The sequence below is a fragment of the Pontimicrobium aquaticum genome, from assembly GCF_005047595.1.
GTDB lineage: Bacteria > Bacteroidota > Bacteroidia > Flavobacteriales > Flavobacteriaceae > Pontimicrobium > Pontimicrobium aquaticum.
On sequence record NZ_SUPL01000001.1, the window covers coordinates 611,687 to 632,638 of the forward strand.

Sequence of the window (20,952 nt, forward strand, 5' to 3'; positions counted from 1 at the left end):
TTTTTATACTATGCCAAACTTTATTAGTGATGTTTTAAAAGACCTTGAAATAAAAGAGGTTAATTTATCTAACCTAACGTTTATACTTCCAAGTAAACGTGCTGGTGTATTCCTGCGAAATGAAATAGCCACGAATGCTTCTAAAACTATTTTCGCACCATCAATAATAAGCATTGAAGAATTTGTTGAAGAACTTTCACAGTTAAAAAAAATAAGCAACACAGAACTTCTTTTTGAATTCTATAGTGTTTACAAATCTCAAACTCCTATTGAGCAGATTGAATCATTTGAAACTTTTTCAAAATGGGCTCGAATGTTACTACAAGATTTTAATGAAGTAGATAGATATCTTATTGAACCTAAATCTATTTTTAAATATTTAAGTGACATTAAAGATATTAACCATTGGGCGTTAGAAAAAAATCAAACTCCTTTAATTACGAATTATTTAGCGTTTTGGAAACGACTGTTTACTTACTATTCTAGTCTTGTTGATGTGCTTATAAAAAAAGGGAAGGCATATCAAGGGTTAATTTATAGAGAAGCCGTAGAGAGTTTAGAAAGCTATATTCAACTTAACGAAAATGACCATCACGTTTTTTTAGGGTTTAATGCATTAAATAATTCTGAAAGCCTTATTATACAGGAGTTACTCCAATCTGGTTTAGCAAGTGTGTATTGGGATATTGACGAATTGTTTTTAAATAATACTAAACATGATGCAGGTTACTTTATTCGCCAGCATAAAAACATGTGGACATACTTAAAAAGTAAACCTTTTCAATGGTCTCACAAACATTATTCAGAACAAAAAAACATGTCGGTTATAGGCATCCCGAAAAATGTTGGGCAAGCTAAATATGTTGGAGAAATACTTTCAACATTAAAATCACAAAAAGGTCATCTTAATAATACTGCTGTTGTTTTAGGAGATGAAACCCTGTTATTACCAGTGTTAAATTCGTTGCCAGATACTGTAGAGGCACTTAACATTACCATGGGATTTCCGCTTAAATCTATCCCTTTAGCGTCTTTATTCGATCAATTATTCTTGCTTCATAAAGATGGTAAATCATCCTTTTACTATAAAGATGTAATTGCAATACTATCTCATTCTTTTATAAGGTCATTATTTATAGACAATCATAAAGATTTTGGTCAAATTATTATTGATTTCATTAATGAAAACAACTTAGTAAATATTGATTATAAAAAACTTCTTAAGCTAGCGCCTCAATTAGAAACGATTTTAACTTTATTATTTAAACCTTGGTCAAACAACCCAAGCGAAGCACTACATAACTGCTTAAGAGTTATTCTTGAAATTAAAGCCTTTTTAGTAAAAAATAAAAAGGAAAACTTACTAGCTCTAGAGTATCTTTATAGGTTTAATGAAGTTTTTAACACTTTAACCACTCTAAACTCTAAATACAAGCACATTATTTCAATAAGTGCTTTGTATAGTGTATATAATGAACTTCTTAGCTTTGAAACACTTGATTTTAAAGGCGAACCCTTAAAAGGATTACAAATAATGGGAATGTTAGAGTCAAGGGTTTTAGACTTCGAAACAGTAATTATCACCTCAGTCAACGAAGGCATTTTACCTTCGGGAAAAAGTAACAACTCATTTATTCCTTATGATGTAAAACTAGAAAACAAGCTACCAACATATAAGGAAAAAGACGCTGTTTACACATATCATTTTTACCGATTAATACAACGTTCAAAAAATGTGTTTATTTTATACAATACTGAGCCTGATGTTATTAATGGAGGTGAAAAAAGCAGATTTATCACACAACTAGAAGTAGAAGGAATTCACAACATACAGCATAAAATAATTACTCCTATAACGCCCAAAATTTTTCAAGAATTGATGTCAATTTCTAAAACAGATGATGTTATTTCAACCTTAAAATCATTGTCCAAAAAGGGATTGTCTCCTTCATCTTTAACCAACTATATTAGAAATCCGTTAGATTTTTACTATCAAAAAATTCTCGGCATTAAAGAAGTTGACGATGTTGAAGAAACCGTAGCAGCTAATACTCTTGGAACTGTTGTACACAATACTCTTGAAGACCTTTATAAACCTTTTGAAAATGCTATACTAAACGTTGATTTGATTAAAAACATGACACAGAAGGTTGAAAACACAGTACAACATCACTTTAAAAACATATACAAAGATGGCGATATAACTAAAGGTAAAAACCTTATTATTTACGAAATCGCAAAACGCTATGTAACTAATTTTTTAAACGAGGAGCTAAAAGATTTAGAACAAGGAAACCGTATAAAAATCATTGAAGTAGAAGCAGATTTATCTGTAAACCTCAATATTGACACTTTAGATTTCCCTGTAACGCTAAAAGGTAAAGTAGATCGTATCGACGAGTACAATGGCACCTTACGAATTATAGACTATAAAACTGGAAAAGTAGAACAAAGCCAAGTTGAAGTAGTGGATTGGGACATTATATGTACCGATTACAAAAAGTACAGCAAAAGCTTTCAAGTATTAATGTATGCTTACATGTTGCACTTACAAACCCCTTTTAAACAAAATGTTGAAGCAGGAATAATATCGTTTAAAAACTTAAGCTCAGGGTTTTTGAAATTTGGTAAAAAAGAAAAACCTGGTAGTAGAAACAAAAACACTAATATAGATGTTGAAGTACTTAATAATTTTGAAAATGAGCTAAAAAAACTTATTCTAGAAATTTATAACCCTAATATTGATTTTATTGAAAAAGAAATAGAGTAATGCAAGTTTTAAAAAATTACATTTTTGAGCGGCAAAAAAAGAAACCAATACTTATTGATGCTTTTTATTCTAAAAGTAAATCTAATCAGCCAATAATTATTTTTTGTCATGGTTATAAAGGATTTAAAGATTGGGGTGCTTGGAACGTTATGGCTAAAAAAATTTCTGAATCTGGTTTTTGTTTTATAAAATTTAATTTCTCGCATAATGGAAGCACAATGGAAAATCCTATTGATTTTCCAGATTTGGAAGCCTTTGGACAAAACAATTACACCAAAGAGTTAAACGATTTAAACGATGTTATTAGTTGGTCACAACACCACTTTAAGGACGAACCTTTTGTTAATACCAAGAGCATATGTCTTATTGGTCACAGTCGTGGTGGTGGTATATGCATATTAAAGGCCTCTGAAGACAAACGCATTACAAAGCTTATAACTTTAGCGAGTGTTTGTGACTTTGAAAAACGTACAGCAACTATAGGAAATCTAAAAGAATGGAAAGAAAAAGGCGTAAAATATGTTTTAAATGGTCGTACTAAGCAGCAAATGCCACACTACTATCAATTTTATGAAAATTTTATTGCTAATAAAAAACTATTAAACATAAAATCTGCAACCAAAACATTAACCATTCCGCAACTAATTATTCATGGTGATAACGATACTTCTATAAACATTAAAGAAGCTAACGAATTACATAAGTGGAATCCAAATAGTAAATTACAAATTATTAAAGATGCAGATCATGTATTTAATACCAAGCATCCTTGGGAATCTAATGAGCTTTCCCCAGAACTGGAGGTGGTTGTAAAATCAATTACAAATTTTTAATAGTGGAGAAGATGGGATTCGAACCCACGACCTCTTGACTGCCAGTCAAAATTTTAATTATATTTTAGTTTATCATCATTTCTATTTTCTTTTGTATATATAACAAAAATAGAGAAAAGGTTTTGTTCTATTTTGTTATATTGTATGCAAATTATGTATTTTTGTATGCAAATAATATGCAATAATTATTTAATTGTGAAAAGAGAATATTCCATATCAATCTATCTAGACACAAGAAGACCTAAATCTAATGGCAAGTATCCCGTTAAATTAAGAGTTTTTAGCTCAAACCCTAGAAAGCAAAAATTATTCCCCACCGTGTTTGACCTAACAAAAAAAGAATTTGATAGTATTTGGCTATCAACAAAGCCGCGAAACAAAAACAAGAAAATTCGAATGCAAATTCAAGCAATAGAAACTAAGGCTAATGAAATAGCAGATAAGCTTAACATCTTTTCATTTGAACAATTCGAAAGAAAAATGTTTAGAGAAAAAGGAGAGGGAACAAAGATAAGCTATCACTATCATCAGCTAATAGAACACTATCGCAAAAACAATCGCTTAGGGACTGCCGACTCCTATAAATACAGTGAAAAAGCTATAAGCGAATTTGTAGAAAACAAAAATAAGAAGTATAACAAATTAAGCTTTTTCGATATTGATAAAAACTGGCTAAATGAATTTGAAAACTATTTAAAAATAACTGGTCGTAGCATAACTACAGTAGGGATATTCTTAAGACCGCTAAGAGCAATTTTCAATAAGGCTATAGCTGAAAATGAAATAGAGCAAGAAATATATCCATTCGGTAAAAGAAAATATCAAATTCCTTCTTCTAGAGCTTCAAAAAAGGCATTGACAAGGGAGCAACTTAAAATTCTATTTAACTCTACTCCAAGTACTCCAGAGCAAGAAAAAGCCAAAGCTTTTTGGTTCTTTTCATTCAACTCTAATGGAATAAACATTAAAGATATTGCATTACTTAAGTTTAAGAACATTGATGGCGAAACCATTAAATTCTATAGAGCTAAAACTCTTTTTACTTCAAAATCTGACTTAAAACCAATCACTATTTATCTTAACGATTATGCTAAATCATTTATTGAAAAATATAGTAACAAGAATACACATCCTGAAAATTATGTGTTTGATATCATATCAGAAACAATGAATGCAGAAGAACAGCGATTAAAAATAAAGGGCTTCACAAGATTTATCAATCAACATTTAAAGAAACTGTGTAAATCTATTGGACTTCCTAATGAAATATCTACCTATTGGGCAAGACACAGTTTTGCCACAACATCAATCCGCAAAGGAGCTACCATGGAACTCATACAGGAAAGTTTAGGGCATAAGAATATTAAAACAACTCAGTCTTACTTTAATGGATTTGAAGATGAAACAAAAAAAGAATTAGCAAAACAATTAATGGATTTTTAAACTATGGATACCAAATACATTAATAAAACGGTATTACCCTATTTAAATGAGGTCTTCTTCCCCGAAATACTGATTGGCGAGTTAATTCAATACGTTGTAGATGAAAATGGCTTTCAAGAAAGAACTAATAAAGATAAATCCCCTGATGATTGGGATTATGCCCAAAACGAACTGGTTGATATCACACCTGAAGACATCCTATATAAAGCAAAACATTATTTCAATACATCCAATTTTACCCAAACACAAATAGAGAGTATTTTTAAAGGTTTAGACATGTCTCTTGAACGATTTAAAAAAAAGACTCCAAAATCTTTTGTTTCTTTTGACTGGAAAAACAAATGTAAAAATGAAAAAGCCATTCCAGAAGCAAACAAAAGACAACAAGAAATAATTAATATCTATACTGCACTTAGAAATAAACTATTAGGAGTCAAAATCAATAAGTCCACTATAGATGAAACTGCTTTGAAATATGTTTACTTGGGTATTGATATTAATAGGTCAAATTGTAATATTCACGCCAATGACAACAATCATAAATCAGGTGAAAAGCTTTACCAGCGTTACATCTATTTTTTAAATAAAAACAATCGTATTGTCCCTCCTGACCCAATCTCCTTCATTAAATTTAGAAACAAAATAGAATTATTCGAGTCTGTTTTTGAAAAGCTGCCACTTAACAAGAGAGATATAGCTAAAGCTGACCTTGATTGCTTAAAAGAAAAATTCATTAATCTATATAATGATAAGTTGTAACTAAAAATAACTAGTTACATACTCCAACAAAATATAATATTGCCATATCAATTTTAAAATAAGGTAATATGAATAATCCTTTTGAATATATAGAGGCAAGGTTAGATAAGATTGAAATACTATTACTTGACATTATACAAAACCCTAATAATATGTCAGGTGATAAACATGACAACCCTATTGATATCAAAGCTGTTTCAGAGTTGACAGGATTATCAGTTCCAACTCTTTATGGTTATTGCCATAGAAGAGAAATTCCTTTTCATAAAATAGGCAATAGGTCAAAATTTTTCAGAAATGAAATCTTGGCTTGGATTAAATCAAAAAAGCAAGAGACCTTCAAAGAAATTGAAGCTAATGCAAATAAATACTTAAAGTAAGAAAGTAATCCTAAATACTGAATTATACAATAAGGAGGGGAAACCTGCATTAACCTTGTTGCGTTTAATAAACAACAATTATGAGTTTAATTACTAATGCCTACGGGAATTGGCTAACATCAATGAAATGGGATTACAATGCAACCCTTAGAAGACATTTTGCAATAACTGAATTTAACATACATCCTCTAATGGACAATTTGATAAAGTACAAAAGCATAAATAAGCTGTTTTGCTGTATAGAGGAAGATAGAAATGATAATATGACCCATCTACATTTACTGATTGACACTAACGCGTCCTACTCCAAAGAACGTTTATCAAAAGAAATAGGAGTTAACAAAAAAACTGTCAGTTATTTAGACAGAATTAATGATATCAACCAAATTGGACATTATGTAACTAAAGACTTTTGGAAAAGAACCTCATTCTACGATATAAGATTTAAATAAGTTATTGATATTCCTAACCTTAACTGAGAAATGAAGAAACAAAAAAAACCTCTTAAAGATTTATACAAAAATATCATTGACCAATACTTTTTAAATGGTTTCAATGGAATTAAAGCTGTAAGAACAGTTAAAGGCTCAATGTATAATTATAATAGTGCTGCTAGCCTTTTCAACACAGTTATCAAGCACACAGACTCAATAGCTTATATTCAAGCCAAGAGAGAAGCTTTAAGAAGTAGCGTTTCTATTAAGAATGAAGACATATTAAAAGAGTTGATTAACTGGGCTTACTCAGATATAACTGATTACATCCTTCTTACTCCGTCAGAATTAAAACAGCTCCCAGAAGACCTGAAACGTTGCATTCAATCAGCAACATATAAAAAAAAGAAATACGTTACAAGACAAGGTGAAGAGGTAGAAGAGGAAGTGATGACAGTTAAACTCGTTGATAAATCAAAAGCATTAGAAATGATTAATAAACATCTTGGGTTTTACCTTGAAGACAATAAACAAAAGTCCAATCCAATTAACATAGAACGTCTAAGTGTTGATACACTTAATGCCTTACTACAAGCAATAGAGTAACACCACAAACCCCAAAAGAGGTGTTAAAAGGACACTCTTGAAAGGTATCCATACAATTTTGGAAGTTTTCAAATAAGTTATGAATAAAACCCATTAAAACCCATTAATGTAAAACACTGGTTATCAATTAAAATTCAGAATTGGGCTAATAGACGAGCTATTGCACATATACATAAACACAATTTGAAATTTTTGGTGGGTGGTGAAATATAAAAAACCTTATAAATCTTCGATAGCCTTTTCGATAGATGCTTTCTCTTTTTCTATAACCTTTTTTTCTAATTTTCTGGCTTCATCTTGTGTTTCATATTTAAAATGGAGCAATAATCTATATTTAAAATTATAATCATCTTCAACTATATTCAATCGAATACTTTTATTTCCTATTTTCCATTCTATATTTGGCAATTGATTATATATAAAAGTGTCTGTCGGGATGCCATATTTTTTAATTAATATTGATTTTAAAGAAGAAAAATCATCCAACATATAATTTTTGAAATAATTATAATTCCTAATCTGCCCATACAGTCTTAAATGCCTAAGCCCTCTATTTTCATCATAAAAATCTGGTCTCATAGAAAATTTAAATGTTCCCAGCTTACCATTGGTTGAGTTTAAAAACTTCTCTTTCTCCAGTACATATTCAGCTTTACTAATTCCAAAATTAATATTCCCTACCGCTATTTTTTCTTCAATTTTTATAATACTATCTCTGCTGTTTTCGGCTGCCAATCGAACACTATCAAATTTCTCCTTGCCTTGCTGCTTATATGAATTGTTATTTCTATTATCGCCACAGCTATAGATTAAAATAATTAAAATAGCTAAAATAAATCTGTTAAATATCATAGTTTTTGCATGCTTTGATTAAAAATTCTTGTCTTTAAAAGTAGCAATTATTTTATATTGGACACAAACATGTGTCCGATTAGTTTATTTGATGTACTGATATTTCGGTATGCCAAAGAAGTATTCATCGTCAAAACAAGAGTTTTTAAAAAAGCTAGGTAACACTCTTAAAGAAATTAGAATGTCTAAAGGGCTTTCTCAATTCCAATTAGCTATTGAAGCTGAAATTCCTAAAAATCAAATAGGTCGTATTGAGCGAGGTGAAATAAATACTAGTGTTTATACTTTAAAAAAAATTTCTGTGGCATTAAAAACGCCTGTTGACGAGTTTTTGAAATAATTAACTAATTCTTTTCAGCAAGTAATCTGTACTATCAACCATTTCATGACATATATATTTTTCAAACAAGTTCTTTTCTTTTTCAACATGGCTGTACGTAGTTAATATTATTTGACACTTATTTTCTTCTATGTGCTCAATCAAGCTAATGAACTTTTTAAGTGTTTTATTATCCAAATTTTGCTGTTTTGGTTCATCAAAAATTAAGATGTTTGGGAATTTGATGTTATTATCTTTTTCAAGTTTAACGGAAGTCTGTAATAAACTCAAATAATAACTTAAAATTATACGCACATTATCACTTGAACTCACAATATTATAGATGTCATATGAATCTAAATAAGGCGTGTAATAATCGTTTTCATCAATTTTTATTTGATTTATTAATTGCTCTTTACTTCTGAACAATTCAAGCTCTCTTACATTGTTTCTAAAATTATCTACAATAGACTTTAAAATTTCAAGGTCTCCTTTTGTGTATTTTAAATCCCTTAGCTTTTCATCTATCGTCTTTTTTTCAGCCTCTAACTCCGCCAATTCTTCCCTGAAATAATCCAATTCTTGCCATTTTCTAGACGCCCATCTATATCTCTTAATTTCTTCCCTAATATCATCTAACTCTAAAACCTTTAATTTAATTTTAGATTTACTAGAATCAGAATAGGTGTTAATACTGTGCTCAATTGTTTCCTCAAGCTCTTTTAGCTTGGCTTTTTGGTCTGCGATAGCTACTCCTACCTTTCTAAGTTCCAGCTTCTTTGACCGTAGTACTTCTTTAAAAGATTTTTCTTCGTCTTCTAAAAAAGCCAAATTTTGTTCTGGAGAAGATATTTTCCTTTTTAATTTAGAATGACATAGTTTGCATTCTCCTTCTTCCTCAACATTTAATTCTGTCTCACATACAGGACAAGAATTAATGTTTAAAGTTAAAGCTAGATTTTCAATTTTCTTTAACTGTCTATTTTTGGCTTTGTTAATCTGTATTCTTTCTATATAATTTACGTAGCCACTTATTTCTGAATTAAGCTTATTCGCTCTGTCAATTGATTTTCTTAATTTGTAATCTAACCTTCTAAGCCTAGTTCTCAAACCCTTATTTTCATCTTTTAAACCAGAATCACTCTCACTTAAGTTTTCCAGAACTTCTAACTCACGATTGTATTTTTTATCTAAATAACTTAGCCCATCATGAACACTCGTTTTACCAATATCACTTCTGTTTACTAACAATACACTCCCATCTTTTTCACCGTTTATTCCAACAATAATCTCTTCCTCTCTATCTCCAAGTACAGCCTTTTTTCTTCTTATTTTCTCCAGTATTTCCTTCTTCCTTATTTCAATAAGATGTGACTCAAACCTATCTAATCCCATTAGGTATTCGAAAGCCACTCTTTTGACATCCCTAATACCATACCTTGTTACTTGCATTGACTGAATTTGTGACCACCCTGCTCTCTGTTCCACAAAAAACAAAGGGGTTAAATTCTCAAAATACAGTTTTGATGCTCCCCCGTCATAAGTTGGCACTTCTAAGAATGGTATGTTCAAAAACTTATAAAGATAGTGTTGTAGCCCTCCTTTTGAAGCAACTCCATCTCCTACTGCAACGTAATAGTTAATTTTTTTTGTTGAGTGAAAATCTTTGATTTTACAGTTTTTAATTCCTACTACATTGGTTTTACCTATAATGCTTCTTGCTATGGTTATTGTTTTTTTACCATTAGATATTTCTAATTGAACAAATGATGTTGAAATCTTTTCTCCCTCTATGACATCATAAAATTCAGGTTTAAATGGATTTTGACTAGATTTAAAAATCCCAAAGGACTTTTCTAAACCCATAGAATAGAGAATTCCAATTATTATACTCGTTTTACCTAAAGAATTTGGGCCATAAACAATATTAAGTCCTTTATCAAATACTATATCAGCTCCAAATTTAGAGCCAACATTTGTTCCTATATTATATTTAAGACGATTAATGAATAAGTTTCTCATTCTCTTTCCAGTATGATTCAGGTATTACTTTAGTTATGATATGTATGGTTTTTTCCTCCGAAATAGTTTTACCAAAAATTTCAAGAAAGTTAATCTCGTCAGGGAATATCTCTTCAAAACTCTTTGAGTAATCAATCCCTTTTTCACTTATAATAGCTCTAGGGTTTTTCTCACTACTTGTAAAAACAATAAGCTCTCTAACCAAAAGAAAAAGAAACATATCATTAAACCTTAAATCCCATGGTAAACTTTTATATTGTACAATGTTACTATCCATTTCTAAACTACAAGAAAGATTATATATTTTTATTTTTTCGGCTATTTTTTTATTGTCTTTAAAATACTGCAATATAAACTGTCTTTGATAGCTTGTGTTTCTTAGTAAGAAATCAACACAAGCTATTACCTCTTTAGATAATCCTCTCTTAGTGTTTAACATCTTAAGTATCAATAACACTCTATGAGCTCTATACATTAATCTATCTTCAGGTTGAATGTAATATGGTCTTTCCATGTTTACATTTATCTTGAGATTTTTTCTTTCTAAAGCTGTAATTAAAGTGTTTATTGTACTCATACTATTCTCTCCAATCTAGTGGGCACTCAGCAGCTAATTCCATCACTACTCCATGCAATAACTTCTCGTCACTACCACTCAATGAATTATTATCGTAAAAACTTATTAGAGAATTTTCGGCAGCTTGGAAAAAATCGTGAAAAAATTTGCTTGGGGTGTAGTTTTTGTCTGATTTAAATTTACTTGTTAATCTAAACGCCTTAAGCCTCAAATCATCTTGCCAATCAATTATTTTTCCTCTTAAAGCATTATTCAAGTCCTGTTGCTCCTCTAAAAATATTTTATAATTACACCTTAGTTGATGATACCTAATTCGTTCCTCATTTGAAGGACTAAGTGCATCCAGTTTTTCATCCAATGTAGTTCTAAGATTCTCATCTTCATCAGGAGTTTCACTTGTTTCAGAAATCGAAATAAAATTGCTTATTGCCAAAGTGTCTTTTTGACTTAGAATCATATTAATTCTAGCCTTAAATTTTTTCAAATAATCTTCACGATTAAGTTTAATTGAACATTCTTCATCATAAACAACTTTATAATAATCTTCGTCCAATGCAAATAAATTATGAACCTCCGAATCCGGGGTCAAAAATTTAATAGGAAACTTAAATGAAGACTCTAACTGCTCTTTTAAATTATCATCCCGGTTACTAATATCTCTCTTAGGAGACAGTGCAATAAATCCATCTGGCACATAATTTGAACCATTTAATTCAATAATCTTTGTTACAATTTGGCTAAAAGATAACGTAGTTTCATAATATTTGCATTCAATAAAAATACTTCTATCTATACCATGGTCATCTTCAAAAGAAATTTTTATATCAAACCCGTTTTGAGTTCCTGATGTTTGATTCCTAACTTCTAAAACATGAAATCCTATTTCCTCAAATACCTTTCTAAAGAATGGTTTTGTATGGTTTTCGAATTGAGTCCCTGTTATTGGCATTTAATATGTATAGATTTCATCCCATTTAAATTAGGATGGATTTATTAATAATACTATTAAAAATTAGGGAGTAAAGCAAATATACATTTTAAAATAATAACAACAAATAAGGGAATGAAATAACCTATTTTAAAGCTAATTTGTTATTTAAGTTGACTGAGAATAATTGCTAAAAATGATTTAGCGTGGAATAATATGCAAATCGTATGCAAAAGAAATAAAAAATATTTTCTATTTCTTTTGAAAGCCTATTTATTACTAGTGGAGAAGATGGGATTCGAACCCACGACCTCTTGACTGCCAGTCAAGCGCTCTAGCCAACTGAGCTACATCCCCATTTTTACTACTTCAACCCACTCAACACTAATACAGGTCGTGTACTATGAAAATCTTTCTTTAAAATGGTGTTTTTCTCCCATTTTTTTGTGAAAAACCCACGTCTGCGTCGTACCACACACAACATATCTGGGTCGTTAGATTTAAAATGCTCTAAAACCCCTTGAAAGGTCGTTGCATTTTCTGTGGTAGTGGTATTATTGACCAAGTTGTTTAACTCATCATTCACGTCAAAATCACCTTCGTTGTAATACGGTGTTTTAACCAACAGTAAACTGGTCACAGCATTAAACTTACTTTGAATTTCTTTTAGTGGTTCTAAAACACCTTCCTTCTTTATAATTGCCGATTTTACAGCCATTAATATTCTGGTAATAGGCTTAAAAACATAGTTTTCTGGTACAATTAATGCAGGAATTTGTGTTTGTTTTATGATTTTTCCAGAAGTTTTTCCTAAAAATACTTCATCTCTTATAGAGTTTGTTCTTGGTTCAAGAATAATTAAATCTATGTCTCCTTTTTTACAAGCCAATTCAATTGTATCTACAAGCTTACCCTTAAGAACTCTTGTATGTACATCTACGCCTTTTGTATCAATTTGAGCTATAAGCTTATTTAAAAATTCTTGACTTTCGCGTTCTAGTATATGATCAACTTTTATCATAGTTCCTGCCTTAGTATATACATTATACACTTGTACTATGTATAGCTTTGCATTAAACTCTTTGGCAAAGTCAACAGCATATTGTAAATGGCTTTTAGCGTTTTTAGAGGATCCAACAGGAACTAAAATATTCTTCATACTCAAAATTTTAAAGACTAAATTTACTGAAAATTATACAGCAAAAATAATCATTAATAATAATTAGTTATAAAAAGACTTTTGAGTGCAACTATTACCCTAAAACAAATTAACAAACTAGCCATTCCAGCATTAATTTCAGGGGTTTCCGAACCTATTTTATCATTAACTGATGCGGCAATTGTTGGAAATATTGAAGTAAACGCAACCGAATCATTAGCTGCTGTTGGTATCGTTACTACATTTTTATCGATGCTTATTTGGGTGCTTGGTCAAACACGAAGTGCCATTTCTTCTTTGGTTTCTCAGTATTTAGGAGCCAATAATCTTGAAGCTATAAAATCACTTCCAGCTCAAGCTATTTTTATTATCACTTCTTTAAGTATCTTAATCATACTTACAACATATCCTTTTGCGGCATCTATTTTTAAACTTTACAATGCCTCAGATTTAATATTAGATTATAGTGTAGATTATTATAAAATTCGTGTTTTTGGCTTCCCTTTTACGCTGTTTACTATTGCTGTTTTTGGCACGTTTAGAGGGCTTCAAAACACCTATTATCCAATGCTTATTGCTATTGTTGGTACCATAGCAAATATTGTTTTAGATGTTGTTTTAGTTTATGGTGTTGATGGATTAATTCCAGCTATGAATATTAAAGGCGCTGCCTATGCAAGTGTTGTTGCTCAACTCATTATGGCGACCCTATCTGTTTACTACTTATTAAGAAAAACAGAAATTTCACTAAAACCAACATTTCCTTTTAACAAAGAAATAAAAACGTTTATACTAATGATTTTTAACTTATTTGTAAGAACGTTAGCTTTAAATGTAACCCTATATTACGCAAGTGCTTTTTCAACAAGTTATGGTAAAGAATATATTGCTGCTTACACCATTGCTATTAATTTATGGTTTCTAGGTGCCTTTATTGTTGATGGTTATTCAAGTGCAGGAAACATCTTATCCGGAAAACTATATGGTCAAAAAAATTATAAAGCTTTGGTACAATTAAGCAACAAGCTTATTAAATATGGAATGATTTTGGGTGTTGCTATTGCAATTATTGGAGGTGTTTTATATTATCCCATCGGAAACATATTCACAAACGACCCTGAAGTACTCAAACAATTTTATAATATTTTCTGGATTGTTTTAGCTATGCAACCTTTTTGTGCACTTGCTTTTATTTTTGATGGCGTATTTAAAGGGCTTGGTAAAATGAAATATTTAAGAAACGTATTGTTGTTTTCAACGTTCATTATTTTTATTCCAATACTATTTTGGTTAGATGCCCTAGACTATAAACTTTACGCTATTTTTATAGCAATAACCTTCTGGATGATTGCAAGAGGCGTTCCTTTAATTATAAAATTTAGACGACAATTTTTATCGCTTTCACAAAAGACGTAACTTTGGCATAATAATGTAACATATGGTAGTAGCAACAATTCTTCAGGAAGTAAATATTGAGGAGAAAATTAATAATGCACCTGACAATAGTTATGAAATAGGTGTGTTTATAGGCTCTATGATTCCTTTTGTAGTGCTGGCAATAATAGCTTATGCTATTTATTACTACAATAAAAAACGACTAAATAAAGAATAAAATGGGAGGAAGTAGACTTTTTTTAATATTGGCAATCGTACTAATTATAATCTATTTTTATAACCGAAATAAAAGACGTTAATTACCTAGTTTTTAACCACCCTGTAACACTCATTCTTTCTTTGTTTACGGGCTTAACCTCATGCTCAATAATCTGGCTTTCAAAAATGACGACACGACCAGGAAATGGATAAATAACCTTTTCAATTTCTTGACCATTTTCATTTAGATACAGTACCAATTCACCTCCATTTACTGGCAGCCAACCATCTTCGTTTAAATAACAAACAAGCGATAGTTTTCGCCTATCATCATTTTGAAACGTGTCTATGTGTCTTTTATAATAAGTGCCTTCTGGATATAATGCGTAATGGAATTCTTTATGTAAAATACCTAAAAAGCAGGTTTTGTTTAAGTAATTTACCAAATCATTTATCTTATTAAAAAACAACATTTCCGCTTTATTGGCTTTAAGCTCATCTATCCATAAAATAACATCACCACGAATTGATTTTACAATAACTTCATTAACACGATTACCTATAGCAGCTTTTTTAAAGGCATCTTCTTCATGCTTTTGTATTAATGATTGTCTTAAAGACATAACTTCTTCGTCAGTAAAAAAATCTTCAACAATACAATATTTCTGTATTGAAATATTTTCTATAATACGCTCGTATTGAGGGTTTTCAACAAAATTTATATCTTCAAATAGCTGGTTCATAATTAATTGATAGTTTAAAAAGCGCGCAAATGTAATCTAAAAAGCAATTGCTTTTACAAAATGAATATCTTTGCAATGAAAATGAATAGCAATGAGCAATATTAGAATTACAAAACAGTTTTCTTTTGAAACAGGTCATGCACTTTATGGTTACGATGGAAAGTGTAAAAATGTTCATGGACATAGTTACCGTTTAGACGTTACAGTAATTGGCAAACCTATTTCAGATAACTCTAACGTGAAATTTGGAATGGTAATTGACTTTGGGGACTTAAAAAAAATCGTAAAAGAAGAGGTTGTTGACGTATTTGATCATGCTACAGTTTTCAATAAAAACACGCCTCATATTGAGTTAGCGAAAGAACTCGAAGATAGAGGTCATAATGTGTTACTTGTAAATTACCAACCAACAAGTGAAATGATGGTCATTGATTTTGCAAAAAAAATAAAAAAACGATTGCCAAGTAACATTAAATTATTCTCATTAAAACTCCAAGAAACTGCAACCAGTTTTGCCGAATGGTTTGCAAGCGATAATGAATAAAGCCACTCACATAACAGTTCCTAAAGGGAAAAAAATTTATTTTTCTTCTGATAATCATTTGGGTGCACCAACTCAAAAAGAATCACTGCCACGTGAGAAAAAATTTGTGGCTTGGTTAGATGAAGTTAAGCACGATGCAGCGGCTATTTTTTTATTAGGAGATTTGTTCGATTTTTGGTTCGAATATAAAAAAGTAGTGCCCAAAGGGTTTACAAGAACCTTAGGAAAACTTGCTGAAATCTCAGATGCTGGCATTCCTATTTATTACTTTGTTGGTAATCATGATTTATGGATGAATGGCTATTTTGAAGAAGAGCTAAATATTCCTGTGTTTCATAAACCTCGAGAGTTTTTCTTTAATCAAACCTCTTTTTTTATTGGTCATGGTGACGGTTTAGGTCCTGGTGACAAAGGCTATAAGCGCATGAAAAAAGTGTTTACCAATTCGTTTAGCAAATGGATATTTCGTTGGTTACATCCAGATTTAGGTGTGCGTTTAGCGCAATATATGAGTGTGAAAAACAAATTAATTTCTGGTGATGATGATGCTAAGTTTTTAGGAGAAGACAACGAATGGCTGGTACAATACTGTAAACGAAAACTTGAAGAAAATCATCGTGATTATTTTGTGTTTGGTCATCGCCATTTGCCTTTAGAAATTGATTTAGAGACAAATTCAAAATACATTAATCTAGGCGATTGGATACGCTATTACACCTATGGTGTTTTTGATGGTGAGAAAATGGAGTTAAAAGAATACTAATCTTCTTTCTCGTGCTCTTCAATATCTTTTGTTAAGTCTAGTTTTCTAAAAGATGGCAATGCAATTCCTGTAGTGATTACTGTAATTAGAGTCATTGTTCCTCCAAAAACAACAGCGGTTGCTGTTCCCATTAATTTTGCAGTTAAACCACTTTCAAAAGCTCCCAATTCATTAGAAGACCCTACGAACATAGAGTTAACCGACGATACGCGTCCACGCATATTATCAGGTGTTTTTAATTGAAGAATGGTTTGTCTAATAACCATAGATACACCATCTGTAACACCACTAAAAAATAAGGCACCTACAGAAAGCCAAAATGAAGTTGACATCCCAAATACGATGATACTAATTCCAAAACCAAAAATAGCTATAAGCAGTTTCATACCTGCGTTTTTGCTTATTGGAATATAAGCTGTTACCAACATCGTTAAGAATGCACCAACAGAAGGTGCTGCCACTAAAATACCGAAACCTTTTGGTCCAACTTTTAAAATATCCTCAGCAAAAACGGCCAATAAAGCTACAGCTCCACCAAACAACACAGAAACCATATCTAAAGTTAAAGCTCCTAAAATAGCTTTGGTTTTATAAACAAATCTAACTCCTTCTTTAAGGCTTTGAATTACTGGCTCTCCTATTTTTGGATTAAGAATAGGTTTCTTTTTAAGTTTAAAAACCATTATAAAGGAAAACACGACCAACCCAAAAACGATGCATAAAGATAGATTTACACCAATCCAACTAATAGAAAAACCTGCAAAAGCGACCCCAAGAACACGAGCCATCTGCCAAGTAGAGCTATTCCATGTTGCTGCATTTGGATAAAGTTTCTTGGGTACAATTAACGCCACTAATGAAAATACTGTAGGACTAAAAAAAGCTCTTAAAATGCCTCCAAAAAATACTAATGCATAAATACAATATAAGATTGTTTGTTTAGACCATGATGCTTCAATTTTTGATGTAGTTAGCCAAAATAATCCAAAACTTATTAATGAAAACGCAGCAATACATTGCGCAAAAAGATTGCGTTTTTCTCGCTGATCTACAATATGACCTGCAAATAATGCCATTCCTAGTGCTGGAATTATTTCCATAAGTCCAATAATTCCTAACGACAATGGGTCTTTTGTTAAAGCATAAACTTGCCATTCAATAACAATAAACTGCATAGACCATGCAAATACCAATGCAAATCTAACTACTAGGAATATATTAAACTCCTTAAATCTGAGTGCTGCATAAGGGTCTTTTTTTGCCATACTATGACTTAATGTCTCTTAATTTTAATTGCAATGATGTTCTTCCTTGCCAATAGTTTTCATCAACAGAATACACAGCTTTAAATGGTTTCTTATTGGTAATAATACCTAGCTTATCTCCCAGTCCAAAACCTATACAAACCAATGTTTCTTTTCCTATTTGTGTAGCTGTGATTCGTAGATGCTTGTCATCTTCACCAACACATTTGCCATAACCTGTATCTTTTAAATTATTGGTCATAAAAATAGGTGTCATATTTCCTGGACCAAAAGGTGCAAACTGACGTATAATTCGCCATAGCTTATCATTTACTTGAGACAAATCAATTTGCATATCGATTTTAATTTCGGGTGTTAATAACGATTTATCAATCGTTTTAGAAACCTCATCTTCAAAAGCTTGTTTAAAAACTTCGTAGTTTTCTTCTTTTAAGGTTAAGCCAGCAGCATATTTATGACCACCAAATTGTTCAATATGTTCGCTGCAAGCCGCTAAAGCATTATACACATCAAATCCTGAAACTGAACGTGCTGAAGCTGCTAACTTATCTCCACTTTTGGTAAAAACCAAGGTTGGTCTATAATAGGTTTCAATTAATCTTGATGCTACAATGCCAATAACACCTTTGTGCCAATCTTCCTGATACACTACGGTTGTAAAACGCTCTTGTTCATTTTCGGCTTCAATTTGTTGTAATGCTTCTTCGGTAATTTGTTGATCTGCTTCTCGTCTATCAGTATTAAATTCTTCAATTTCGGCTGCATATTCTTTAGCCAATTCTAAATTAGTTTCCGTTAACAACGTAACCGCATAATTACCATGCTTCATCCGTCCAGCAGCATTAATTCTAGGCGCAACAATAAACACAACATCTGTTATAGTGAGTTCTTCTTTTTTAACCTGATTGATAATCGCTTTAATTCCTGGTCTTGGGTTTGAATTGATCACTTGTAAACCAAAATATGCCAATGCTCTATTTTCGCCAGTAATAGGCACGATATCTGCGCCAATCGCTGTGGCTACCAAATCTAAATATTCCGTTAAATCTTCAACGGTTTTACCTTCTTTTTGAGCTAATGCTTGAATAAGCTTAAACCCAACACCACAACCACACAGTTCTTTATAAGGGTACTCACAATCATTGCGTTTTGGGTCTAAAATGGCAACTGCTTTAGGCAATTCATTTCCTGGTCGGTGATGGTCGCAAATAATAAAATCAATCCCTTTTTCTTTGGCATAAGCCACTTTGTCAATAGCTTTTACACCACAGTCTAACGCAACGATGAGTGTAAAATCATTATCGTGTGCAAAATCAATTCCTTTAAAAGAAACTCCATAACCTTCATCATATCGATCAGGAATATAAGTTGCTATATTATCTGTTCTTGTTTTTAAATAAGAAGACATTAATGCGACTGACGAGGTTCCATCCACATCATAGTCGCCATATACTAAAATGTTTTCACCTTGAAGAAGCGCAGCTTCGATTCGTTGAACTGCTTTTTCCATGTCTTTCATCAAGAATGGATCGTGTATATCGCTTAAACTTGGTCTGAAAAAGGTTTTGGCATCTTCATAGGTTTCAATACCACGCTGTAATAATAACGTAGCCACAACCTCATCTACTTGAAGTGCTTCTTTTAATTGTGCTATTTTCGTAGCTTTCGGTTTTGGCTTAAGCGTCCAACGCATAAATTGGTTTTGAATATATTCCTATTTGTTATGATAATGAATTTCGGTCTCTAACTGGGCAAACTGACGAAACATTTCCATAACACCACAGTATTTTTCTACTGAAAGATCAACGGCTTTTTTAAATTTTTTCTCCTTTAAATCTTCACCGTAAAAATGATAATCTAGTTTTACTTTATGATAATATTTAGGATGCTCTTCGGTTAACTCTCCTGAAACTTCCATTTTAAACTTATAATCAGTTACTTTCATTTTATCTAAAACAGAAACTACATCCAATCCAGTACACCCAGCAAGTGCTGATAACATTAATGCTTTTGGAGCTAACCCTTCACGTTTGTCAACTCCTTCAACCTTATCGTCAATCAAAAAAGAATTTCCACTTGGATTATCAGATTCGAAAGCCATACCACCTTTCCACTCTGTAGTGATTTTATTTATCATATTTAAAGAATTTTTCGTTTATTGATAGTTCAAAAATACTATTAAAAAACTAAAATAAATAAGAATATGGCATTAGTAACACCTCTTGATCCTAATCATGATGAGGAGACAAAAAAACTTTCAGATTTCTATAACGAAACCCTTGGGTTTTGCCCAAATTCAGTATTAACTATGCAGCGTCGTCCAGCTATTTCAAAAGCGTTTATCAACCTCAATAAAGCGGTAATGGCAAATGAAGGTCGTGTAACTTCCGCCTTAAAACGTATGATTGCTTGGGTAAGTAGCAACTCTACTGGCTGTAGGTATTGTCAAGCACATGCCATTAGAGCTGCTGAACGCTATGGTGCTGAACAAGAACAATTAGATAACATTTGGGAATATAGAACGCATCCTGCTTTTAACGACGCCGAACGCGCTGCGCTTGATTTTAGTTTAGCTGCATCTATGGTGCCCAATGCTGTTGATGAAGACATTAAAAAACGCTTGTACAAACATTGGAACGAAGGTGAAATTGTGGAAATGCTAGGTGTTATTTCATTATTTGGCTACCTCAACCGTTGGAACGATAGTATGGGAACTAATATTGAAGAAGGTGCTGTTGAAAGTGGCGAACAATATTTAGGAAAACATGGTTGGAATGAAGGAAAACATGATGGATCGCAATATTAAATTTGCTTTATATTAAATGAAAATCACATATTTGCAACAAGAAATGAAAAATACAATAGTACATATTGCACCAAAATCACTGTCTAGTCAGTGGGATTATCGAGGAATAAGTGAATTATTCTCTCGGTCAAGGGTCTTATGTTGTTGTTTTAACTG

At 31.4% G+C, this 20,952-nt stretch carries 22 protein-coding genes and 2 tRNA genes; 13 read left to right on the top strand and 11 right to left on the bottom strand.

Annotation, left to right across the window (positions count from 1 at the left end):
* Nucleotides 1–10: 10 nt before the first annotated feature.
* On the top strand, nucleotides 11–2,770 hold the full coding sequence (locus E5167_RS02785) for a PD-(D/E)XK nuclease family protein (protein ID WP_136840802.1): 2,760 nt from the start codon (nucleotides 11–13) through the stop codon (nucleotides 2,768–2,770).
* On the top strand, nucleotides 2,770–3,603 hold the full coding sequence (locus E5167_RS02790; RefSeq protein ID WP_136840804.1) for an alpha/beta hydrolase family protein: 834 nt from the start codon (nucleotides 2,770–2,772) through the stop codon (nucleotides 3,601–3,603). The genes E5167_RS02785 and E5167_RS02790 overlap by 1 nt, the downstream gene beginning before the upstream one ends.
* A gap of 3 nt (nucleotides 3,604–3,606) precedes the next feature.
* On the opposite strand, the gene E5167_RS15355 is transcribed toward E5167_RS02790, so the two are convergent.
* A tRNA-Ala gene (locus tag E5167_RS15355) sits at nucleotides 3,607–3,685 on the bottom strand.
* Between the two features lie 113 nt (nucleotides 3,686–3,798).
* Between E5167_RS15355 and E5167_RS02795 the strand changes: the two genes are divergently transcribed.
* The 5 genes from E5167_RS02795 (at nucleotide 3,799) to E5167_RS02815 (ending at nucleotide 7,225) form a co-directional block, all read left to right on the top strand.
* Nucleotides 3,799–5,046 (top strand): site-specific integrase, encoded by a 1,248-nt coding sequence (locus tag E5167_RS02795; protein WP_169301360.1) that lies wholly within the window; start codon nucleotides 3,799–3,801, stop codon nucleotides 5,044–5,046.
* Nucleotides 5,047–5,049: 3 nt separating this feature from the next.
* The gene (locus tag E5167_RS02800; protein WP_136840808.1) at nucleotides 5,050–5,805 is read left to right on the top strand and encodes a hypothetical protein; all 756 of its coding nucleotides are present in this window, start codon (nucleotides 5,050–5,052) and stop codon (nucleotides 5,803–5,805) included.
* Nucleotides 5,806–5,873: 68 nt separating this feature from the next.
* Nucleotides 5,874–6,185 carry a helix-turn-helix transcriptional regulator gene (locus E5167_RS02805; protein ID WP_136840810.1) on the top strand — a complete coding sequence of 104 codons (312 nt, stop codon included), beginning with the start codon at nucleotides 5,874–5,876 and terminating at the stop codon, nucleotides 6,183–6,185.
* An 80-nt stretch (nucleotides 6,186–6,265) separates the two neighbouring features.
* Nucleotides 6,266–6,637 carry a hypothetical protein gene (locus E5167_RS02810; protein WP_136840812.1) on the top strand — a complete coding sequence of 124 codons (372 nt, stop codon included), beginning with the start codon at nucleotides 6,266–6,268 and terminating at the stop codon, nucleotides 6,635–6,637.
* Between the two features lie 30 nt (nucleotides 6,638–6,667).
* Complete coding sequence (locus E5167_RS02815; RefSeq protein ID WP_136840814.1) at nucleotides 6,668–7,225, top strand: terminase small subunit; 558 nt, start codon at nucleotides 6,668–6,670, stop codon at nucleotides 7,223–7,225.
* A 219-nt stretch (nucleotides 7,226–7,444) separates the two neighbouring features.
* Here E5167_RS02815 and E5167_RS02820 read toward each other — a convergent pair whose 3' ends face one another.
* On the bottom strand, nucleotides 7,445–8,077 hold the full coding sequence (locus E5167_RS02820; protein ID WP_136840816.1) for a hypothetical protein: 633 nt from the start codon (nucleotides 8,075–8,077) through the stop codon (nucleotides 7,445–7,447).
* A gap of 109 nt (nucleotides 8,078–8,186) precedes the next feature.
* Here E5167_RS02820 and E5167_RS02825 point away from each other — a divergent pair, with 109 nt between their 5' ends.
* On the top strand, nucleotides 8,187–8,417 hold the full coding sequence (locus E5167_RS02825) for a helix-turn-helix domain-containing protein (protein ID WP_136840818.1): 231 nt from the start codon (nucleotides 8,187–8,189) through the stop codon (nucleotides 8,415–8,417).
* On the opposite strand, the gene E5167_RS02830 is transcribed toward E5167_RS02825, so the two are convergent.
* From E5167_RS02830 to E5167_RS02850, 5 genes are all read right to left on the bottom strand, one after another.
* Nucleotides 8,418–10,418 (bottom strand): ATP-binding protein, encoded by a 2,001-nt coding sequence (locus E5167_RS02830; RefSeq protein ID WP_136840820.1) that lies wholly within the window; start codon nucleotides 10,416–10,418, stop codon nucleotides 8,418–8,420.
* Nucleotides 10,399–10,995 (bottom strand): hypothetical protein, encoded by a 597-nt coding sequence (locus E5167_RS02835; protein ID WP_136840822.1) that lies wholly within the window; start codon nucleotides 10,993–10,995, stop codon nucleotides 10,399–10,401. The genes E5167_RS02830 and E5167_RS02835 overlap by 20 nt, the downstream gene beginning before the upstream one ends.
* Before the next feature lies 1 nt (nucleotide 10,996).
* Nucleotides 10,997–11,944, bottom strand: a complete 948-nt coding sequence (locus E5167_RS02840) for a hypothetical protein (protein WP_136840824.1) — start codon at nucleotides 11,942–11,944, stop codon at nucleotides 10,997–10,999.
* A gap of 262 nt (nucleotides 11,945–12,206) precedes the next feature.
* Nucleotides 12,207–12,280: transfer RNA gene (locus E5167_RS02845), tRNA-Ala, on the bottom strand.
* Between the two features lie 7 nt (nucleotides 12,281–12,287).
* Nucleotides 12,288–13,082 (bottom strand): universal stress protein, encoded by a 795-nt coding sequence (locus tag E5167_RS02850; protein WP_136840826.1) that lies wholly within the window; start codon nucleotides 13,080–13,082, stop codon nucleotides 12,288–12,290.
* Nucleotides 13,083–13,163: 81 nt separating this feature from the next.
* Between E5167_RS02850 and E5167_RS02855 the strand changes: the two genes are divergently transcribed.
* Together E5167_RS02855 and E5167_RS15360 are read left to right on the top strand one after the other, a co-directional pair.
* A complete protein-coding gene (locus E5167_RS02855) occupies nucleotides 13,164–14,498 on the top strand; it encodes an MATE family efflux transporter (RefSeq protein ID WP_136840828.1) in 1,335 nt (444 codons plus the stop codon).
* A gap of 22 nt (nucleotides 14,499–14,520) precedes the next feature.
* Nucleotides 14,521–14,694 carry a hypothetical protein gene (locus E5167_RS15360; protein WP_169301361.1) on the top strand — a complete coding sequence of 58 codons (174 nt, stop codon included), beginning with the start codon at nucleotides 14,521–14,523 and terminating at the stop codon, nucleotides 14,692–14,694.
* Nucleotides 14,695–14,776: 82 nt separating this feature from the next.
* Here E5167_RS15360 and E5167_RS02860 read toward each other — a convergent pair whose 3' ends face one another.
* Nucleotides 14,777–15,418: a 2OG-Fe(II) oxygenase gene (locus tag E5167_RS02860; RefSeq protein WP_136840830.1), complete on the bottom strand. Its 642-nt coding sequence runs from the start codon at nucleotides 15,416–15,418 to the stop codon at nucleotides 14,777–14,779.
* A gap of 91 nt (nucleotides 15,419–15,509) precedes the next feature.
* On the opposite strand from E5167_RS02860, the gene E5167_RS02865 reads away from it, so the two are divergent.
* Both E5167_RS02865 and E5167_RS02870 read left to right on the top strand, forming a co-directional pair.
* A complete protein-coding gene (locus E5167_RS02865; RefSeq protein WP_136840832.1) occupies nucleotides 15,510–15,962 on the top strand; it encodes a 6-pyruvoyl trahydropterin synthase family protein in 453 nt (150 codons plus the stop codon).
* A 10-nt stretch (nucleotides 15,963–15,972) separates the two neighbouring features.
* Nucleotides 15,973–16,725, top strand: a complete 753-nt coding sequence (locus tag E5167_RS02870) for a UDP-2,3-diacylglucosamine diphosphatase (RefSeq protein WP_136840913.1) — start codon at nucleotides 15,973–15,975, stop codon at nucleotides 16,723–16,725.
* Here E5167_RS02870 and E5167_RS02875 read toward each other — a convergent pair.
* From E5167_RS02875 to E5167_RS02885, 3 genes are read right to left on the bottom strand one after another with little or no spacing between them, the layout of a single operon-like run.
* Nucleotides 16,722–17,990: an MFS transporter gene (locus E5167_RS02875; protein ID WP_136840834.1), complete on the bottom strand. Its 1,269-nt coding sequence runs from the start codon at nucleotides 17,988–17,990 to the stop codon at nucleotides 16,722–16,724. The two genes, E5167_RS02870 and E5167_RS02875, sit on opposite strands and share 4 nt — an antisense overlap.
* A gap of 1 nt (nucleotide 17,991) precedes the next feature.
* Nucleotides 17,992–19,683 carry a single-stranded-DNA-specific exonuclease RecJ gene (gene recJ / locus E5167_RS02880; protein ID WP_136840836.1) on the bottom strand — a complete coding sequence of 564 codons (1,692 nt, stop codon included), beginning with the start codon at nucleotides 19,681–19,683 and terminating at the stop codon, nucleotides 17,992–17,994.
* A gap of 21 nt (nucleotides 19,684–19,704) precedes the next feature.
* Nucleotides 19,705–20,127, bottom strand: a complete 423-nt coding sequence (locus E5167_RS02885; RefSeq protein WP_136840838.1) for an OsmC family protein — start codon at nucleotides 20,125–20,127, stop codon at nucleotides 19,705–19,707.
* A 66-nt stretch (nucleotides 20,128–20,193) separates the two neighbouring features.
* Here E5167_RS02885 and E5167_RS02890 point away from each other — a divergent pair, with 66 nt between their 5' ends.
* A complete protein-coding gene (locus tag E5167_RS02890; RefSeq protein WP_136840840.1) occupies nucleotides 20,194–20,796 on the top strand; it encodes a carboxymuconolactone decarboxylase family protein in 603 nt (200 codons plus the stop codon).
* Nucleotides 20,797–20,952 lie beyond the last annotated feature (156 nt).